Origin of the sequence: Hymenobacter antarcticus, from assembly GCF_039539545.1 — a bacterium.
GTDB lineage: Bacteria > Bacteroidota > Bacteroidia > Cytophagales > Hymenobacteraceae > Hymenobacter > Hymenobacter antarcticus.
This window is the reverse complement of sequence record NZ_BAABDI010000007.1, coordinates 1-14,776: the sequence shown is the minus strand read 5'-3', so window position 1 is coordinate 14,776 and position 14,776 is coordinate 1. Positions and strand designations below refer to the sequence as shown.

12 protein-coding genes and 1 pseudogene are annotated in these 14,776 nt (G+C 61.1%); 1 reads left to right on the top strand and 12 read right to left on the bottom strand.

The window, feature by feature from the left end:
• Positions 1–26: 26 nt before the first annotated feature.
• The 10 genes from purN to ABD819_RS06935 all read right to left on the bottom strand — a co-directional run bounded on the left by purN (position 27) and on the right by ABD819_RS06935 (position 12,467).
• A complete protein-coding gene (gene purN, locus ABD819_RS06980) occupies positions 27–716 on the bottom strand; it encodes a phosphoribosylglycinamide formyltransferase (protein WP_345122458.1) in 690 nt (229 codons plus the stop codon).
• Between the two features lie 23 nt (positions 717–739).
• Positions 740–2,029 carry a phosphoribosylamine--glycine ligase gene (gene purD / locus ABD819_RS06975; protein ID WP_345122456.1) on the bottom strand — a complete coding sequence of 430 codons (1,290 nt, stop codon included), beginning with the start codon at positions 2,027–2,029 and terminating at the stop codon, positions 740–742.
• Positions 2,030–2,095: 66 nt separating this feature from the next.
• Positions 2,096–3,514 carry a phosphoribosylaminoimidazolesuccinocarboxamide synthase gene (locus ABD819_RS06970; protein WP_345122454.1) on the bottom strand — a complete coding sequence of 473 codons (1,419 nt, stop codon included), beginning with the start codon at positions 3,512–3,514 and terminating at the stop codon, positions 2,096–2,098.
• A gap of 76 nt (positions 3,515–3,590) precedes the next feature.
• Entirely contained in the window at positions 3,591–5,018 is a 1,428-nt protein-coding gene (locus ABD819_RS06965; protein ID WP_345122452.1) for a phosphoribosylformylglycinamidine synthase subunit PurQ, read from the bottom strand.
• Between the two features lie 41 nt (positions 5,019–5,059).
• Positions 5,060–8,260 (bottom strand): AIR synthase-related protein, encoded by a 3,201-nt coding sequence (locus ABD819_RS06960; protein WP_345122450.1) that lies wholly within the window; start codon positions 8,258–8,260, stop codon positions 5,060–5,062.
• Positions 8,261–8,432: 172 nt separating this feature from the next.
• Entirely contained in the window at positions 8,433–9,053 is a 621-nt protein-coding gene (gene pyrE, locus ABD819_RS06955) for an orotate phosphoribosyltransferase (RefSeq protein WP_345122448.1), read from the bottom strand.
• A 12-nt stretch (positions 9,054–9,065) separates the two neighbouring features.
• The gene (locus tag ABD819_RS06950; RefSeq protein ID WP_345122446.1) at positions 9,066–9,395 is read right to left on the bottom strand and encodes a hypothetical protein; all 330 of its coding nucleotides are present in this window, start codon (positions 9,393–9,395) and stop codon (positions 9,066–9,068) included.
• Between the two features lie 49 nt (positions 9,396–9,444).
• Positions 9,445–10,224: an orotidine-5'-phosphate decarboxylase gene (gene pyrF / locus ABD819_RS06945; RefSeq protein ID WP_345122445.1), complete on the bottom strand. Its 780-nt coding sequence runs from the start codon at positions 10,222–10,224 to the stop codon at positions 9,445–9,447.
• Positions 10,225–10,395: 171 nt separating this feature from the next.
• On the bottom strand, positions 10,396–11,244 hold the full coding sequence (locus ABD819_RS06940) for a dihydroorotate dehydrogenase (protein WP_345122443.1): 849 nt from the start codon (positions 11,242–11,244) through the stop codon (positions 10,396–10,398).
• Positions 11,245–11,429: 185 nt separating this feature from the next.
• Positions 11,430–12,467, bottom strand: a complete 1,038-nt coding sequence (locus ABD819_RS06935; RefSeq protein ID WP_345122441.1) for an amino acid--tRNA ligase-related protein — start codon at positions 12,465–12,467, stop codon at positions 11,430–11,432.
• Positions 12,468–12,514: 47 nt separating this feature from the next.
• On the opposite strand from ABD819_RS06935, the gene ABD819_RS06930 reads away from it, so the two are divergent.
• Complete coding sequence (locus tag ABD819_RS06930) at positions 12,515–12,712, top strand: hypothetical protein (protein WP_345122439.1); 198 nt, start codon at positions 12,515–12,517, stop codon at positions 12,710–12,712.
• Between the two features lie 324 nt (positions 12,713–13,036).
• Here ABD819_RS06930 and ABD819_RS06925 read toward each other — a convergent pair whose 3' ends face one another.
• Together ABD819_RS06925 and ABD819_RS21510 are read right to left on the bottom strand one after the other, a co-directional pair.
• Positions 13,037–13,927, bottom strand: a complete 891-nt coding sequence (locus ABD819_RS06925; protein ID WP_345122437.1) for a DNA/RNA non-specific endonuclease — start codon at positions 13,925–13,927, stop codon at positions 13,037–13,039.
• A 738-nt stretch (positions 13,928–14,665) separates the two neighbouring features.
• Positions 14,666–14,776, bottom strand: a pseudogene (locus ABD819_RS21510) (IS982 family transposase); the annotation flags it as partial.

Sequence of the window (14,776 nt, the reverse complement as noted above, 5' to 3'; positions counted from 1 at the left end):
TCGCTTGCTTCGTCGCAACGGTTTAATTACTTCAGCACGCGAGATGTCTCGGCTGCGCTCGACATGACGGGCTGTTTGCTTTTAATTAATTCGACCAAAGCCCACGCGTATAACTCATGCTCCACGGCCAGCCCGCGCCGCTCTACTTCCGCCAGCGTATCGGCCCCGCGCAAATCCACCGTTTGCTGGGCGAGGATGGGGCCGGTATCCAGGCCTTCATCCACCAAATGCACAGTGATTTTGGTTTCGGTCAGCTTGTTGTCAAAGGCCCACTCGTAAGCGTGCAAGCCCTGGTGCTGATGAGTGTCAGCGGGATGAATATTGAGAATTCGGCCCGCAAAAGGCTGAATGAACGCCGGCGACAAAATGCGCATATACCCCGCCAGCACCACAAAATCGGGCTGATACTGCTGGAGCAGCTGGGCCGCTTCGGCATCAAAAACTTCGCGCTTGCGGCCCTGGCTGGGCAGCGCCGCTACGGGGCACCCAAGGGCCGCCGCCGTTTCGAGGCCAAAAGCATCGGGCTTGTTGCTGAATACCACGGCCACTTCGGCAAGGCCTTTTAACACGCCCGTTTTTGTCGCTTCGACCAGGGCCATCATGTTGGAACCCCGGCCCGAAAGCAGGATGGCCAGGCGGGCTGCTCTCCCTCCCAGCCCCTCGCCAAAAGAGAGGGGAGCCTGACGAAATTGCTCGAGGGAGGTGAGGACGTTCATTTGGTAGGGCTGAGCTTCTGGCTTCAATTTACAACGCTGGCCGTCAGAACCGGGGCCGGACGCTGGGCGATGTCGGTTCGGAAATACGACTCCTGGAACGTGACGCGGGCGCAGGCTTCGTAGGCCAGGGCGGTGGCTTCTTCCAGGTCGTATCCGTGGGCGGTGAGGACGAGGACGCGGCCGCCGTTGGTCACCAGCTGGCCGGCTTCGTCGCGGCGGGTGGCCCCGTGGTAGGCCCGCACGCCGGCCGGTAGATTATCGAGGCCGGAGATGGGAAAGCCGATGGGGAATTTCGGGGCCGGGTAGCCGCCCGAAGCCAGCACCACACCCACGAATGCCCCCGGCCGCTGCCGCACGCCCTGCTGGGCCAGCGTGCCATCCAGGGTGGCTTCAATCAAATCGAGCAGGCTGCTGTCCAGGGCGGGGAGCAGGACTTCAGCTTCGGGGTCACCCAAGCGCACGTTGTATTCCAGCAGCCTGGGGCCGATGGGCGTGAGCATGATGCCGAAATACAGGAAGCCCCGGAACTCGAACTGCTCATTTTGCAGGCCGCGCAGGGTGGGGTCCACGATGTCGCGGGCAATAGCGGCCAGCACATTGCCATCGGCGAAGGGCACGGGGCAGTAGGCGCCCATGCCGCCGGTGTTGGGGCCGCGGTCGCCGGCGAGCAGCTGCTTGTGGTCCTGCGAGGTAGCCAGCAGGCGAATAACGTGGCCATCGGTGAGGCCGATGATGCTGATTTCGGGGCCGGTCAGCTTTTCTTCGAGCAGGAAGGAAAACCAGCCGGAGTAGCTTGTTTGCAGGTCGTCGAAAGCCGCCTCGGCTTCTTCCGGCGACGAGCACACGTACACGCCTTTGCCGGCGGCCAGGCCATCGTATTTCACCACCACGTGCCCGCCCAGCTCGGCGGCTTTGGCGCGGGCATCGGCAATGTTATCGCTCCGGAAAGGCCAGGCCTGCGCCGTCGCCACGCCGTGGCGGCGCATGAATTCCTTGCTCCACACCTTGGAGCTTTCCAGCCGCGCCGCCGCACGGGTAGGGCCGAAAACCTGGATGTCGGAATCCGCGAAAAAGTCGGTGATGCCGGCCGCCAGCGGCGCTTCGGGCCCCACCACAATCAGCCTGGCTTCGTGGGCCTGGGCGAAGTTTTTCACCGCCTCAAAATCCAGCGGGTTGACTTCGGGGTGGCTGTTGGGGATGCCGGCGTTGCCGGGCAGCACGAGCACCGTGGCCCCGTCGCGGGTCAGCTTTTCGGCCAGGGCGTGCTCGCGCGCGCCGGAGCCGAGGAGGAGAAGGGTTTTAGTATTTGACATCGTTCTGGCATAACCTCACCCCCCGGCCCCCTCTCCCGTGGAGAGGGGGAGCCGAGGCGGCGCGGATTATAGTTGTTTAAATTCCTCGTCGGCGGCGCGCAGCTTGGCTTTGGTGGTGAGAATATCCTGGCTCAGGCGCTCGCGCAGGCGGGGCAGGTTAAGGGCGCGGAGGGCACCTTGGGCAGCGTTATCGGGGCGCACTACCGTCAGGTTGGGCGTGCCGCTGGGCATGACGACCGAGGAGTTCAGGTTCATCGCCAGCTCGGCGTAGTCCTGGTAGAGCGGGCAGGAGATGACGGGCACGTTCACGTTGGCCGCCAGCGCGCCGCCAAGGCCGTTGCTCAGGTCGGCCACGGCGATGATGACGCCGGGCTCGATGCTGTTGTTCCAGATTTCGGCCATGCCGACGATGGCTTCGCCGTTTTTGTGGGCCGAGGTCACGCGCAGCTGCGTGAAGACGTCGTAGCCTTCGAACTGCTGACGGATTTTCTCGCAGTGCTCCTTGTCGGCGGGCGAGCCCATCACGATGTTCACCCAGGCATCCTTAATCAGGCCGGCGGCCACGAGGTTGGCCAGCAGGCGGGCGCGGGCATCGTGGCGGCCGGAACCGGGGGCATCGGTGGTTTCGGGCTCGGCGGTGGGCAGGGCCTCGCCCGTGATGCGCTGGTAGATGTCGAGGTAGCGGCGGCTGGCTTCGCGGGCTACTTCCGGGGTGAGGGCGCGGGGGTACTGGCCGTCTTTTTTGTTGGCTATAAGCCACTGGCGGACGTACTCCTTGTCCATCTGCTCGGCCGTTTCGGGGTTGCGGGCATAGTCCTCGGCGCTCCAGAAGCGCGACGAATCGGGCGTGTGCATCTCATCAATGAGAATCAGCTTGCCGTTGAGCAGGCCAAACTCATACTTGGTATCCACCAGGACAATGCCCTTCTCGGCCAGCAGCTGCGAACCCACGGCAAACAGCATCAGCGACTTCACGGCCATCTGGTCGTACAGCTCTTTGGTCACCCAACCCTCGCTCACCAGGTTGTCGGGCGTGATTTCGCGGTCCGATTCTTCCTTGGTGGTGGGCGTGACAATAGCCTGCGGGAAGGGATGGTTTTTGGTCAGTCCGTCGGGCACCGTCACGCCCGAAAACGTGCGCTGCCCGGCTTGGTACCCGCGCCACATCGAGCCAGTGAGGTACTGGCGCACAATCATTTCCACCTTGATGGGCTCGGCCTCTTTCACCAGCATGGCGTTGGCATCCACAAGCTTGATGACGTGGTTCGGGATGATGTGCTGGGTCTTGTCGAACCAGAAATTGGCCAGGCCGTTCAGCACCGCGCCTTTGTGCGAGATGGCGGTTTCGAGCACCGAATCGAACGCCGAAAGACGGTCGGTGACGATGATGAGGCGGTCGCCGCTGGGCGCGCGCAGGCTGTCGCGCACTTTGCCGCGGTGCAGCAGGGGGAGTTGGGGGGAGGCGAAGTGGGTGAGCGTATTCATGCGTTATAACCCCACCCCCCCGGCCCCCTCCCCGATGGGGAGGGGGAGCCTGACGACGATGAGCTGGTTTGGAGAGTTAGTCTTTGGGGTTGATTTGCAGCAGGTTTCTCTGGATTTCGCGCACTACCGTTTGGGTTTCATGTAGTACCTGGTAGTTGGAGAAGCGCAGGACTTTGTAGCCTAATTCCTGCAAAATTTCTGTCCGTCCGGCATCATATTCTCTTTGGTTGGCTTCGTCGTGGATTCCACCGTCTACTTCAACAACCAGCTTGTCGGGAATGCTCACGAAGTCCACAATAAAGGAATCAATGGCATGCTGCCGACGGAATTTAGCCCCGGTTTTTTGCCCCCGAAGCTCGTTCCATAATAGTTCTTCCGCCTCGGTTGGCACTTTGCGCATGGCCCGGCCAAACTCTTTCAGGTACTCCCAATTTTTACCAGAGGTGGTAAAAACATCATCCTGCACCGTGCCGCCTTTTTCATCTAAGTCAGCCCGTCGCTCCCGAGCAGGTCGCATCCTCTTTTCACCATCACCTCCATAAAACCCCGTCGGCTCTTCAGCAGTCGTCAGGCTCCCCCTCCCCATCGGGGAGGGGGCCGGGGGGTGGGGTGCGCGGCACAGTGCCACGTGCGCCACAATATTCCTAAAAATCTGCAACCCCTGCCCCTCCTCATCGGTTTGCCCGGCGCGCCGCCGCCGCGCCCAGTCGGGGTGGTTATAAGCCGATAAAAACGCCTCGGGGTGCGGCATCAGCCCGAACACCTGCCCGGTGGTATCCGTCAGACCAGCGCAGTTCAGCGCCGCGCCGTTGGGATTGAAGGGATAAACATCCGTTGCACCGCCGTCGAAATCGGCGTAGGTCAGGCAATTCAGCCCGGCCGCTTCGATGGCCGCCTGAGTTGCGGCATCGGGAATTACCAGCCGGCCTTCGCCATGGCGCACGGGCACTTCCAGCGTGTCGATTCCTTTCAGAAATGGTGTGCTCGACAACGGATTCACGCGCAGCGTCACCCACCTGTCCTCGTAGCGGCCGCTGGCGTTGTGGGTGAGCGTGACTTCGGGCGTCACGCTGCCGCCCAGGTTGGGCAGCAGCCCCAGCTTTACCAGCACCTGAAAGCCGTTGCAGATGCCAAACACGAACTTGCCATCGGCGATGAACTGCTTGATGTCGTCGAGCAGCGTGCGGCCGTCGGGGCCGTTCTGGCGGTAGCGCAGCTTATTGGCCAGCACCACGCCCGAGCCCAAATCATCGCCAAACGAAAAGCCGCCGGGAAAATTCAGGATGTCGAAATCGTGGATGCTCACCTGCCCGTGCAGCACCTGGTTGAGGTGCACAATGGTGGCTTCGGCCCCGGCCAGGCGGTAAGCTGCGGCGAATTCCTCCTCGCAGTTGATGCCGAATCCGGTCAGAATCAGCGCCCGCACCGCGCCCGCCGGTTCCGAACCCTCGGCTTGTGCCTCCGATTGAACTTTATGTGCTCCTTGAGCAGCTTCTTGTACCATTTCAAAAGTCTTTTGGGCCAATGGAAAAGGGTCTTGTGCTTTTAGAGCGAATTTGAGTGGCTTAGGTTGTCCCTGGAAACTACGCCGAGTAATCGATTCACCGGCCCGTTAGTCCAGGCGGCGCGCAGGGTGGCGGTGCTGGCCGAAACAACGGTTTGGCCGGCGTGGCGCGCGGTCAGCTGGCCATCCAGCGTTACGCGGCCCAGGCGGGTGGCGCGGTTGCCGAGCAGCTGCTCAAACGCCACTACGTCTTCCGGCGCTACGGTTGCTAAGAAACGGGAGTGCGACTCCGAGAACAGCTGCGTAGCCAGTGGCAAGCCGCCAGCGGGCAGCTCGATTTCGGCCCCGTAGCCGTAGCCAAACGTCGTTTCGGCCAGCGCCACGGCGAGGCCGCCGTCGCTCAGGTCGTGGCAGGACTGGATGAGGCTCTGGTCGTTAGCGTTGCCGATGAGCGTGTACAGCTCCTTGGCTCTGGCAAAATCCACCTTCGGCACATTGGCCCCCAGCTGGCCGTGCAGGGCGTAGAACTCGGAGCCGCCCAGCTCGTCGTGGGTTTCGCCGAGTAGGTACACTACGTCGTCGTTCTGCTTGAAGTCGCTGGTTACGGCGCGGCGCACGTCCTCCATTTTGGCCGTCATCGAGTAGAGCACGGTGGGCGGCACCGAAATCTTCACGCCGTCGGCCTTGAAGTCGTTTTTCATGCTGTCTTTCCCGCTGGTGAGCGGGATGCAGTAGGCGGCCGTGGCGTCGCGCAGGGCCTCGCACATGCGCACCAGCTTGGCCAGCTTCTGCTTGCCATCGGGGTTCGTCGCGGGGTCATACACCGAATCAGGCACGCAGAAGTTGTCGTTCACCGACCAGAAAATCCCGTCACCCGGCGTCAGGTTGGGGAGCTTCCCTCCCACTGCGATAATCTGGCGCACGGCCTCGTCAAATGCGCCGGCCGACATGTGGTAGGCGTCCAAATCGCCGTAGCGCGGGATGATGCCGTTGCTCACCGCCACGCCTTCCCAGCTCTCGAAATTGAAGCGCACCACGGCCGCGTCCTGCGGGGCCTGCCCGGTCGCGCCCATCAAAGGCTTCACAATCGTGCGGCCTTTCACCTCGTGGTCGTACTGGCGAATGACGGACTCTCGCGAGCAGATATTGAGCGAGCCCAGCAGCCGCGTCAGCGTCTCCGTCAGGTCCAGCGGCACTTCGATGGAAACCCCATCCCCTAGCCCCTTCCCCGATGGGGAAGGGGAACTAGATTCTAATTTTAGATTAGAATCCACATCAAGATTAGAATTAGCGCTAGAAACTAGTCCCCCTTCCCCATCGGGGAAGGGGCTAGGGGATGGGGTTAGCACCGGCTCCACCAGCGCCGGCCGCGTCCACTCCGCCTCCAGGATTTTGCGCGGCACGCCTTCGTGCAGAAACTCCATATTGAGCCGGGCCACCGGCGCGCCATCAAAGCGCACGTCCAGGAAACCGTCGGCGGTGAAGTGGCCGATATCGGTCAGCTCCACTTCCATTTCCTGGCCCAGCGCCGTAATTTCGGCCATTTTGCCGGGCTCCACCACCAGCGTAAACCGCTCCTGCGACTCGCTAACGAAAATCTCCCAGGGCCGCAGACCGGGGTATTTCAGGGGCACTTTTTCCAGCTCAACCACCGCGCCCCCCGAAATGCCGGCCAGCTCGCCCACGGACGATGAGAGGCCACCCGCGCCGTTGTCGGTGCTGCATTTCAGCAGGCCCCGGCGGGCGGCCAGTAGCAGGAAATCCATCGCCAGCTTCTGGGTGATGGGCGAGCCGATTTGCACGGCCGTGGCGGGCGCGGTCTCATCGAGCTCGATGCTCGAAAACGTGGCACCGTGGATACCGTCCTTGCCCACCCGGCCACCGGCCATGACGATACGGTCGCCGGCGTCAATCTTCTTTTCCCACGAGTCCAGCCCGGCAAATTGCATGGGCATCACCGCGCCGGTGCCGCAGTACACCAGCGGCTTGCCGGCGTACCGGTCATCAAACACGATGGCCCCGTTCACGGTAGGAACCCCCGATTTATTGCCGCCGTCCTCGATGCCCTTGCGCACACCTTCCAGAATGCGGCGCGGGTGCAGCTGCCCGGTCAGCAGCGGCCCGTCGTACTCCGGGTTGCCGAAGCACAGCACGTTGGTATTGAACAGCAGCCGCGCCCCGCCAATGCCAGTGGCCAGCGGGTCGCGGTTATTCCCTAAAATGCCCGTAATTGCCCCGCCGTACGGGTCGATGGCACTGGGCGAGTTGTGCGTTTCCACCTTCCACACAAACAGAGAGTCGGCGTTGATGCGCACCGCCCCCGCGTTGTCGGAAAAGACTTTCACCAGCCAGTCGTTGCCGTTGGCCCGCAGCTGGCGGTCTACTTCGGAAGTGGCGTCTTTGATGTAGGTTTTGAAGAGCGAATCGACCTGCTTTTCCTCGCCCGTTTCCAGGTCTTTGTAGTTGATGAGCGCCGAAAATTCCTTGTGCTTGCAGTGCTCCGACCACGTTTGCGCGATGATTTCCAGCTCGCAATCCGTGGGGTCAACGGGTGAGCCCGCGGCCTGCCGCTCGGCCTGCGTATCAGCGGCGGCGAAGTAGTCACGCACGGCCCGCATTTCCTCCAGGTTCAGCGCGTAGATATTCTCCTTCGAGAGCTGAAGCAGCTCCGCATCGCTGCGGCCGGTCAGCGAAATAACTTCGGTAATGGCCTCGGCCCCGCCGCCGGGGCGCGGCGTGTAGTCGCGGATGCCGTCGGCCACGCGGCCCACTTCCAGCCAGTTGATAAGCTTGTTGCCGAGCAATTCTTCGGCGATGCGGCGCAGGTCGGCTTCAGGCAGGTCGTTTTCGAGCAGGTAGAGTTTCTTGCTGAAAATATGCTGCGTATGCACGTCCAGCGGCTCATTCAGAATATCGGCCAGCGCATTTTGGGCCGAGGTGCCTTCGTCGTCGGTCACGCCGGGGCGGCGGGCAACGAGGATGTAGGTGGCGAAGCCGGGCGCGGCGGTCAGCTCATTCAGGCGCACCTCGTGCAGCACCGGGTCGGCGAGGCAGCGGGTGGCAAAATCACTCAGCTGGGTTGCGCTGAGCGGGTAGCGCACCGTGTAGACGGCGGCGCTGCGTACGCGGCCGGTGGTCAGGCCCAGGTGGCGGGCGGCGGCCTCGGCCACGCGCTGGCCGTCGCCGTCGTGCTGGCCGGGTTTCAGCGTGAGCTGGATGGTGTGGGTGGTGTTATCGGGCATTGATGATATTCAGAACGTCAGAGAAACAACGTCATGCTGAGCGGCGCGCAGCGGAGTCGAAGCATCTCTACCTCATTAGTAAATCTTATCAATTGCGACGAAGCGGTAGAGATGCTTCGGCTGCGCTCAGCATGACGTTCAGGCTGGGCTCTTTGGCTTTTCACCTGCTTAATCAAAACACTTTTTCAGGCCGGCTGCCGGGCTTCACTACCGGCACGCCGGCGGCGCACAGGGGGCAGCTCTGAGGCGCAAAGGTCGCGGCCACGACCGGAAGCAGCGCGAAATGCGGGAAATCCAGTCCGCCTTTCCCGCCCGTGCGGTCGATGAGCGAGGCCACGGCCAAAACCTCCGCACCCATACTGCGCAGCACTTTCGCTACTTCCAACGTGCTTTTGCCAGTCGTCACCACGTCTTCGGCAATAATGACTTTTTCGCCGGGCTCGATGGTGAAACCGCGCCGCAGGCTCATCTGCCCATCAGCGTCGCGCTCCGTGAAAATACCGGGCACGCCCAGCTGCCGGGCCAGCTCGTAGCCAATGACTACGCCGCCCATGGCGGGGCCGACTACCACATCGGGCTGCAAGCCGGCCGCCTGAATCTGAGCTGCCAGCGCAGCCGCAGCGGGCGCGGCCAGCTCCGGCCGGCGCAGGTAGCGGGCGCACTGCACATAGGTATCGGAGTGCAGGCCCGACGACAGCCGGAAGTGCCCACGCAGCAGCGCGTCTTCCTGAAGCAATTGCTGCTCCAGCAACTCGGCATCGAGGGCAATGGGCAAATGGGTTTCGGGGGTCATATTAGTCATTTTCTAGTCTTCTCCTTCAGTCGAAATCACTATAGGTTCTAAGCCGATGTTTAAGCCCAGCATCAAATCGATACTTTCGGCATCCCCAGCAACAATGAGCAGTTGGTATTCCTGTGTCTCATTAGCTATTTGCACCGTTTCAATCTGAGTGATTCTGAACGTAATGGCAAAGCCAGGATTTAGGGCAATATGAGCGAACCATTGCTCCTGCACTTCTCCTTCCTGCAGAAGGCCGATGATGTAAAACTCATTTCTCCGCCTTATCGCGAAGCTGTCGATTGCTTGAAATCGACCACGAACGGGAGAAGCCATTGGTACTTCAGAATCAGGCATTTTTTAAGAGGCTAGAATGCAAAAAGCCGCGGTGAGGCGGCTTTTTTGTTCAGGCGTGGGCTGAGTGCGTTACGGTGCGGTGCTCGTTTATCTGCTCCATCAATTTCCGGGCTTCCGCGCCGGCATCCTGGGCCTGCCAGATTCCCCGTGAGGAGTTGATGAGCAGCCCGCTGCCATCAGCCCGCAGCCCGGCCCGGAGCGTGGCCGACAAGTCGCCACCCTGCACCCCAATGCCCGGCACCAGAAACCACTGGTCGGGGCAGGCGGCCCGGAGCTTGGCCACCGTGGCGGGCTCGGTGGCTCCCACCACGAGGCCCACGGTGGACTCTGGCATTTCCTCATCCACGAGCCGGGCCAGCCGGGCGGCCCAGTCGCTGATGGAGCCGCCGCGGGTCATGGCTGCGTCCTGCAGGCCGTGCTGGGGCTTGTTGGAGGTTTTTGCCAGCGAGAATACCAGCTTGCCGGGCCGGGCGAAAGGCCGGATGGTGTCGTCGCCCATGTAGGGGTTCACGGTCACGCCGTCGGCGCCCACCACGTCGTAGGCGAAGCGGGCGTACTGCTCGGCGGTGTTGGCGATGTCGCCGAATTTGCCATCCAGAATCACGGGGATGTCGGCCGGAATGCTGCGCACGGTTTCCTGGAGCAGCGCCACGCCGTTTTCACGACTCAGAAAGAACGCAAGGTTGGGTTTGAAAGCGGCGGCGAAGGGTGCCGTCTCGGCAATTACTTCGCGCAGCCGCCGGGCCACGGTAGCATCGTCGCCCGTGGGGTCCAGGCCCACACAGAGCAGAGAATTAGCGGTTTGAACGCGGGTGAGGAGCTTTTGCATAGCGGCCGACAGGACTAGATAAAAAGAGAAGAAACGAGGTAATTAACTGCATCTTAGAACGTCATGCAGAGCGCAGCGAAGCATCTTTACCGCTTCGTTGAATTACCATTGATTAGTGTCGAGGTAAAGATGCTTCGCTGCGCTCTGCATGACGTTCCGGGTAGTCAAAAGTTAATGAGTTACTGAAGCATTCCGGGCGACTTCCGACGCCAGCCGCGCCGACAGGCCCGGCGAGAGCCATTCGCCACTCGCCACCTGCACGGCCTGGGCCCCGACGCGCAGGTAATCCTCCACGTCGCGCAGCGTGAAAATACCACCGGTGCCGAAGATGGGCAGCGTTAGCAGCTCATCGTGCGCCAGCTCCCACACGCAACGCAAAGCCAGCGGCCGTAGTGCCTCGCCCGAGAGCCCGCCCACCAGCGGAGCAGCGTTGCGGTCAGTAGGCAGGTGCAGCACCTTCAGCGTATTGGTAGCCGCCAGGGCCGTAGCCCCGCCCTCCTGGGCACCCAGGGCCAGGCCCCGGATGTGGTCGGGCCACGGCGGTAGCTTCACAATCACGGCCGCCTCGTCGTGCAGCTCGTTGCGCACGGCCTCGGTGGCTTCGCGCACGAAGCGGGCCGTCACGTCGGCCCCCGAGCCGCCGGGCGGCACGGTGATGTATACTTCCAGCCCGGCCAGCTGCTCACCCGCTTCGCGCTGCAAATAGCGCGCAATCTTGCGGAAGCCCGGCACGCCGGGTGCCGTAATGCTCACAAATACCGGCACGCCGAAACGGCGCAGGCGCGGCAGGTGCTCCTGCACCAGCAGCTCGGCCCCCTCGGTGCGCATGTCGGTGCGGTTGAGCAGGGTTTGGTCGGCCACTTGCAGAATGCCGTCGTCGTCGGGCAGGCCGGCGCGGGGCTCCATGGTCACGGTTTTGGTAAAAATCGCGCCCAGCTGCTCGTAGCCGGCCCCGTCGAGGTCCCACGGAGCGGTGGCCAGGCACACCGAATTCTGTAACGTAATGGCGCCGAGTTTCATAGTATCTGGTTGTCAGTTGCTCGTTGTTAGTTGTCAGGCTATTACTAGCGCGTTCAACCGGGAAATTCCGCTTCCTGAAGTTAACACAGCGGGAAAACAATTGCTGGTTGTCAGTCGCCAGTCTTGAGCCGGGCCATGCCCAACTCACTCACTAACAACTGACAACCAGCAGCTGATAACGACAATTAAATAACGTTGTCGCGGTTAATCAGGAAGGGCACGCAGTCGCGGATGTCCGTCTGACCTAGGATGAACTGGGCCACGCGGGCCATGCCCACCCCAGCACCCGAGTGCAGCTTCACGTCGTGCTCCTCATGGAAGCCAAGGTACCATTCGAAGTCTTCCAACTTCATGCCCTGGCGGATGAGGCCGGCCAGCATCGAGCTGGTTTCCAGCTTGTGGCGCAGCTTGGCCCCGTCGAACTCACGCTCGGCCGAACCGGCCGACTCGCCGGCCAGCGGCAGCAGCAGGTCGGAGGAGTTCACCACGCGCGGGTCCTCATCGTTGTTGCGCATGTTGAAGAACTTGATGTCGGCGGGGTAGTGGGTGATGAAAATCGGGCCCTCCAGCTCGGTGAGGCGGTTCTCCTCGGTCGCGCCCAGGTCGTCGCCCCACTGCAGGTCGGGGAAGCCCTCGGGCTTGAGCCGCTCAATGGCGTCGGCATAAGTCATCCGCTTGAAGGTAAGGTCTTTGATGTCCTCCGCGTCGCGGCCGAACAGGGCCAGCTCCTTGGCGCACTTGGTGGCTACTTCGTTGGCCACCGTGCGCACGATGCCGCTCAGGTGGCCCAGCAGCTCGTCGAGGTCGCCGAGGTGCTCAATTTCGAACAGGGTGAACTGCGCCAGGCGGCGGTTATCAGCGTTCAGCTCCTTGCGGAAGCTCTGGATTTCGCCGCACACGCGGCCGCCTTCCACGGCCTGGGTCAGCATCTCAATGTAGAGCTGGTTGCTCTGGGGCAGGAACATCTTGCGGCCGTCGTACCAGTCGAGGGTGAACAGCGTGTCGGTGTTCTCGCAGGCACCGGTCACGCCCACGATGTGGGGCATGTTGTGGATGGTCACGAAGCCTTCCTGCTCGCAGTACTTGCGGGCGCCGCGCATCATGGCGTCCCATACTTTGATTACCGCCATGCGCCTGGGGTCGGTACTCAGGTTGCGGTTGCCGGCGTGAGCCGAGGCAAGGGTAGCAGCGGCTACGGTTGGGGCGAGGGTGTAGGTGTCCATTGGGAGTGAATGAGTGACCGGGTGATTGAGCGGCGCCTAAGCGCAGAATGACTTATCCATCCGACCAGCACGGGCACAAAAAAACCGTTTCGGAATCCGAAACGGTGGCAGGGCAACAACCAGAAAAAACAGCGGAAATACCGGAGGCAAAATCGGAAAAACCGATGGCGGTGAAGACCTTCCGGTCCTCTCGCGGGTCACTGCTGAGGAGTGTCCCGCGCTTCATCAACAAGTTTTTTGGTTGAAGCACGATGCAAAATTACGGAATGTTTACGCCGGACAAACATTGGTAATGTTACCTTTTTGTTGGCGTTTTTTTTGAGAAATATTTCACCTACTATTTTCTGCGATTTGAAAGAGATAGCCGTGATTTTTACCCTGTATACGCTTGATAATCTTTTTCTAACAAAATTTTGCGCTTGCTCCGCATTCGGATGCAGCCGTAACTTTGACTGTTTATTCGGCTACCGAAGCACTCGCTTCTTCCAGCCACAAAAAAGCCCGTGGCACTCGACTGAGTACCACGGGCTTTTTTCATGTAGTGCTGGCTTTCAGGGCCCCGGCGCTGCTCAGGAAGTCGGGCCGCTGTCCACGCGCGACTCGATGGTGCTTTGCACGGTGCTGCTCACGGCCGAGAGGATGTTGTAGCCCGTGGCCGCCTCGATGGCGTCCACCGAAGTGCGGTACGCGCCCCAGGCCGTGCCAATGGAATTGGTGTTGGGCATATTCACGGCGATGATGCGGGTAGCGGTAGTCACGCGGCTGGCGTCGCCGGTGCCTTCGGGCAGCACTACCAGTACTTTCCAGCAGTTGCTGGGCACGGCAATGCGCCCGCTGCTGATGGTGGTGGCGTAGCCGTTGGTGCCGGTGCCGCCGCTGCCGTAGCTGCCGGCCACGATGTAGCACTCGTAGCCCTGGCCTACCAGCGTGCGGGCGTAGTTTTCGAGGCCGGCCCAGGTTTGCTGGTTATTAGTGGGGGCCTGGGGCATCATGTTGGTCATGAGGAACGTAGCCGAGTTGTCGGCCACCGAGCCAGTACGGTCAGCGCTGGGGCACACGTGGCCGCGGTCGAAACCCGAGCCGCTGTAGCTGGTGCTGCCGGCGCGGAACCAGCCCGAGGGCAGCGTAGCGTCGGAAGCGAAATTGTCCTGGCGGGGGGTGCTGCCCAGCCAGGCGCTGCTCAGGTGCCAGCTCACCCAGTTGGGCTTCCCCTTGTCGCGGCTATACGACATGGTGTACTGGGTTTTGGTCATCAGGTAATTGTTGGGCGAGTTGGTAGCGTCGGTCACGGCCCCGCTGGGGTTGCCCATGGCCAGGTTGTTGTCGCGGGAAGCGACATCGCTGCTCACGCTGGTGGCCGTAGGGGTCGCGGGGGCAATGCCCTGCTCATCACGCGAACAGGAAACTGCTACGGCAGCCAGCAGCACTAGGCTGCTGATGCGGGTAAAGGTGAAGTTCATGAAAAAATGTAAAAACGTGAATGTGTTGAATGGTGCCGCAAAATTCCTTTTATTGGATTACCTCGACGCTACTACAACATTACGCAATTGTTAAGAACGATATACCTTGTTCAATTACAACATTTTGTCCTTTTCATTAAAATATTGTGAATGCTATTTTATAAAACAATTCTTATATACACCAAAGCCCAACTCCCCGCCTCGTTCCCGTTCAAAATCAATTACCGCTGTAATGCTCTACTACGCCATCTGCTCCCCTGATTTTTTACTTTCACCGCTTCCCCCTTCCTTTTCAGGGCTGTACTCTTACGATTTTCCGCCTTTTTAGCCTTTATACAGCTGTTTTTTGCCGGGTCGGCGAGAGCCGGCGCTACCCTGGGCAACAACCGCGACCGCGTGGCCCGGCGCGGCTATCGCGCCTGTTCAGGCATTCAGCTGCCTCCCATCACGCTGGAAGTACCGCACCGGGAGCGGCAATTAGCACGGCGCTCGTTGTGCAGGTGTGTACCGCCGTAACAAGCCGGCAGTACTACGCTACTTTCTTGGGGGTAAGTAGGTCAGGCAAATTACTTTGCAATAAAAAAGAACGTCATGCCTATCTGGCGTCCGCGCAGTCGAAGCATCTCTACCGCTTCAGTAGGGCCGTTCAGCGAAGCGGTAGAGATGCTTCGACGGGCTCAGCATGACGTGCTATTAAGTCAAACTAATTCCCACGACCTACTTAACCCAAGTTGCGGACTATATGCCGGCTTGGTCGAGGGCGTGCACAAAGATGAAGAGGACGATTTTGAGGAAGAAACCTTGGGCCGTAACGGCATGAATTTGCTTGGGAAAGCGGGCCGTGAGTTG